Raw genomic sequence first — 4,172 nt, forward strand, 5'->3', positions numbered from 1 at the left:
GGCACGGGCGGCCGGCGAGCGGCCGCCGCGGCCCCCCGGCTGCGGGACCTGGCCCGTCGCATGGAGATCGTCCGGCTGGGCGCCGGCGTCGACCGTACCGGCGAGCTGTCCCCCGAGGCGCTGGCGCGGACGTTCGCGGCGCTGCGCGCATACGCCGTGGAGATCGACCGGCTCGGCGCGTCCAGGGTGCGGATGGTCGCCACCAGCGCGACCAGGGACGCCCGCAACCGGGACGCCCTGGTGGCGGGCGTCCGCGCGATCCTCGGCGTCGAACCGGAGGTGATCACCGGTGACGAGGAGGCCGCGCTGTCCTACGCCGGTGCCACCGGTGAGCTGCGCGGCCATCCCGAGCCGTTCGTCGTGGCCGACATCGGCGGCGGGTCGACCGAGCTGGTTCTCGGGGACGCCGCACGGGTGCACGCGGCGAAGTCGGTGAACGTCGGCTGCGTGCGGCTGGCCGAACGGCACCTGCACGACGACCCGCCCACGCCCGCGCAGCTCGCGGCGGTGGTCGCCGACGCCCACGCGGCGTTCGACCTGGCCGAGCGGACCGTGGCCATCCGCTCGGCCGCGACCCTCGTCGGGGTCGCCGGGACGGTGACGACGGTGGCCGCCCTCGCCGCGGACCTGCCCGGCTACGACCCCGACCGGATTCACCTTTCCGTGACGGCTGCGTCGGACGTCGCCGCGGTGGCCGACCGGTTGGCGACGATGTCGCACGCGCAACGAGCGGCTCTCCCGGTGATGCATCCCGGCCGGGTGGACGTGATCGTTGCGGGGGCTCTGGTGCTGCGGACGCTGGTCGAGCGGGTCGGCGCGACCAGCGTGATCGCGAGCGAGCACGACATCCTCGATGGTATCGCCCTGTCGCTGCTCGCCCCGTGACCACCTCGCCCGCGCACACCCACCGCCGGCCTGACCGAGGCCCACGGGCCACCGCGGCCGGATCACGGGCCACCGCCGCTTGACAGACAGAACCAAGGGACGTCTACAGAGGGACTTCTACAGCAGCCACGTGTTCCCGTGATCCGTTGATATCCGATCACTAGTTCTTGATCGATTCCGGGCCGGGCTCGCGGTGTCTGGCTGAGGCTCTGGAGCGCCGGTCAGGTAACCATACGTATCCCTCCTGAACGATGGCACGCTTCGATGGACGTCGGCCACCAGAGAAGATCGGCGTAATTTTGTCGTTGTGTACGCTTTTGCGGCCAAAAAGCGTACACAACGACAAACTCTCCTGGATCATGGCCTGCGCGGGTGGTCGTGGATGGGATCCGCGTTACTTGACCGGCGTTCTAGGCTCGGGGTGCGATGGGTGAACTCCATGACGCCGTATGGGTCCTTGACGCCGCGGTCGACGGTGCCGCCGCCGGAGCCGGCACAGCCGCTGGTGGCGCCGGCACAGCCGCTGGTGGCGATGCCGACGATGCCGACGATGCCGCTCGTTTCGCTGGTGGTGCTGCTGGCCTCGCTGATGCCGACGGTGGATCCGCTGGTGGCGAGGGTGGCGAGGGCGGTGTCGGTGGTGTCGGCGACCGGCGTCCGGTCGCGCCGGGGTCGGGCTGGCCGGGGGATCCCGCCTCGGCGGTGACCCCGGTAGCGGTCACGCCGGGTGATGTCGGGCGGCTCGCTGTCTCCGCGGGCGACACCGCCGAGCTCGACGCCAGGATGTCGGTGTGCCGGGCCTGTCCCCGGCTGGTGGGCTGGCGGGAGGAGGTCGCCCGGCAGCGGCGGGCCGCTTTCGCGCGGGAGCGTTACTGGGGGCGGCCGGTCCCGTCCTTCGGCCCCGAGGACGCCCGGGTGCTCGTCGTCGGTCTGGCACCGGCGGCGCACGGCGGCAACCGCACTGGACGGATCTTCACAGGGGACCGCAGCGGTGACTGGCTGTTCGCCTCCCTGCACCGGGTCGGGCTTGCGCGGTTGCCGACCTCGGTGTCGGCCGGTGACGGCCAGCGTCTGATCTCCACTCGTATCGTGGCCGCGGTGCGCTGCGCCCCACCGGCGAACAAGCCGACCACCCTGGAACGGGACACCTGCCGGGGATGGCTGATTCGCGATCTTGAACTGTTGCGGCCGACGCTGCGTGCGGTCGTCGTGCTCGGCGGGTTCGCCTGGACGGCGCTGTGGCCCGCGCTGGAGCGGGCCGGTCATCCGCTGCCGTCGCCACGGCCGGCGTTCGGGCACGGCCGTCGGGTCGTTCTCGCGGATGTTCCCGCGCCGGGCCCCACACGCCCGCCGGCCGGCCCGGTGCGGCGAGCCGCCTCCGCGGAAGCCGCATCTGGAGAAGCCGCATCTGGAGAAGCCGTCTCCCAACGAGATGTCTCCCAACGAGATGTCACTGAACGAGATGTCACTGAACGAGATGTCACAGCGCAAGGCGTCACCGAACGAGATGGCGCTGACGGGGGCGTCACCGAACATCGAGCGGGGCTGGTTGTCTTCGGCTGCTACCATCCCAGCCAGCAGAACACGTTCACCGGGCGGGTCACCGCCGAGATGATCGACTCTGTGCTCGGTGCCGCGGCGAGGGTAAGCGGCGCGGTCAGTGATAAATAACTGAACCACCGTCGATGTACACGTCGCCGAGTTGATCTCCGCGTGTTGTACGTCACGTGAGTCCGTCGTCCACCGGCGCCGTATCCGGGGGCATGGTCGCGTGGTGGCGAGTACCTTTTTTGTATGAGCTTTGGACAACCTCCGCACATCCTTGTTGTGGGTGGCGGTTACGTCGGTATGTACACGGCTTTGCGTCTTCAGCGTCGCCTTCGTCAGGGCGAGGCGACCGTGACGGTGGTCGAGCCCAACTCGTACATGACATATCAGCCGTTTCTTCCCGAAGCGGCGGCCGGAAACCTCGAGCCACGACACGTCGTCGTACCACTACGTAGGGTGCTGAATGGTTGCCGTGTGGTCAGCGGCAGCGTGACCGGGGTCAACCATGCCCAGCGGGTCGCCTATATTGCGCCAAATCAGGGCGCGCCGCATGAGCTCCACTACGACATCCTGGTCGCCTGTCCCGGGTCGGTCGCCCGGACGCTGCCCATCCCGGGTCTCGCGGAGCTGGGCATCGGCTTCAAGAGCGTGGCCGAGGCGATCCACATTCGGAACAAGGTCATCGAACGAATGGACGTCGCGGCGTCCAGTACCGACCCGCAGCTCCGGCGCCGCGCGCTGACATTTGTATTCATCGGCGGCGGGTTCGCGGGTATCGAGGCGATAGCCGAGCTTGAGGACATGGCCCGGGACGCCTGCAGGTTCTATCCTGAGCTGTCGCCGTCGGACATGCGCTGGGTGATGGTGGAGGCGAGCGGGCGGGTGCTGCCGGAGGTTTCGCCGGCGATGGGCCTGTACACGTTGAAGCAGCTTGAGCACCGTGGTATCGAGATGAAAATCAATACCCGGGTGAAAAGCCTTGTGGACGGTCATGTGGTGCTCGACAGCGGTGAGGAGTTCGACGCCGAGACCATCGTCTGGACCGCCGGGGTCAAGGCCCATCCGCTGCTCGCCAACACCGATCTCCCGCTCGACGAGCGGGGCCGGATCAGGGCGACCGCTTTCCTGCAGGTGGACGGCGTCGAGCAGGCATGGACGGCGGGTGACTGCGCCGCGGTGCCCGACCTCACCAAGGGGGAGGGCGCGACGACCGGTCCGTCCGCCCAGCACGCCGTCCGTCAGGCCAAGGTGCTGGCGGACAACATTCTCGCCGATCTCCGCGCCGAGCCGATCGCGCCGTACGAGCACAAGTACGCCGGGAGCGTCGCGTCGCTCGGCCTGCACAAGGGCGTGGCGGACGTGTACGGGATGAAGCTGCGCGGCTGGCCCGCGTGGCTGATGCACCGTACCTACCACCTCAGCCGGGTGCCGACCTTCAACCGCAAGGCGCGGGTGCTCGCGGACTGGACGCTGTCGCTGTTCTTCCGGCGGGAGATCGTCTCGCTGGGATCCTTCGCTGACCCCAGGGCGAGCTTCCGCGCGGCCGCGAGCCCGGCGGGCGCTCCGGCGGTGGCGGCGCCGGAGGCGGCCGCCCAGCAGCCCGCGCTTGCCGGGAAGCCGGCGGGACGGGCGGAGGCGACGGGAGGGACGGAGACGAACGGTTCCGCCTCGGCCGCCCGCAAGTCGCCCGCGCCCGCCAGGAGCGCGGGGCCGGCCAAGACCCCCGGGGGAACACCGCT

The 4,172-nt window shown here is 69.9% G+C and carries 3 protein-coding genes; all 3 read left to right on the forward strand.

The genetic code is table 11. From position 1 onward, the window contains the following. The coding region (locus AC5LSR_RS07465) for a Ppx/GppA phosphatase family protein (RefSeq protein WP_493468287.1) at nucleotides 1–885 on the forward strand (885 nt) is incomplete at its 5' end. Between the two features lie 702 nt (nucleotides 886–1,587). Beyond that, nucleotides 1,588–2,556, forward strand: coding sequence for a uracil-DNA glycosylase (locus AC5LSR_RS07470; RefSeq protein WP_250286392.1), 969 nt, complete (start codon nucleotides 1,588–1,590; stop codon nucleotides 2,554–2,556). Between the two features lie 177 nt (nucleotides 2,557–2,733). After that, a partial coding sequence (locus AC5LSR_RS07475; RefSeq protein ID WP_493468288.1) for an NAD(P)/FAD-dependent oxidoreductase occupies nucleotides 2,734–4,172 on the forward strand: 1,439 nt, incomplete at its 3' end.

It is taken from the genome of Protofrankia sp. CiP1_Cm_nod4 (assembly GCF_982290645.1).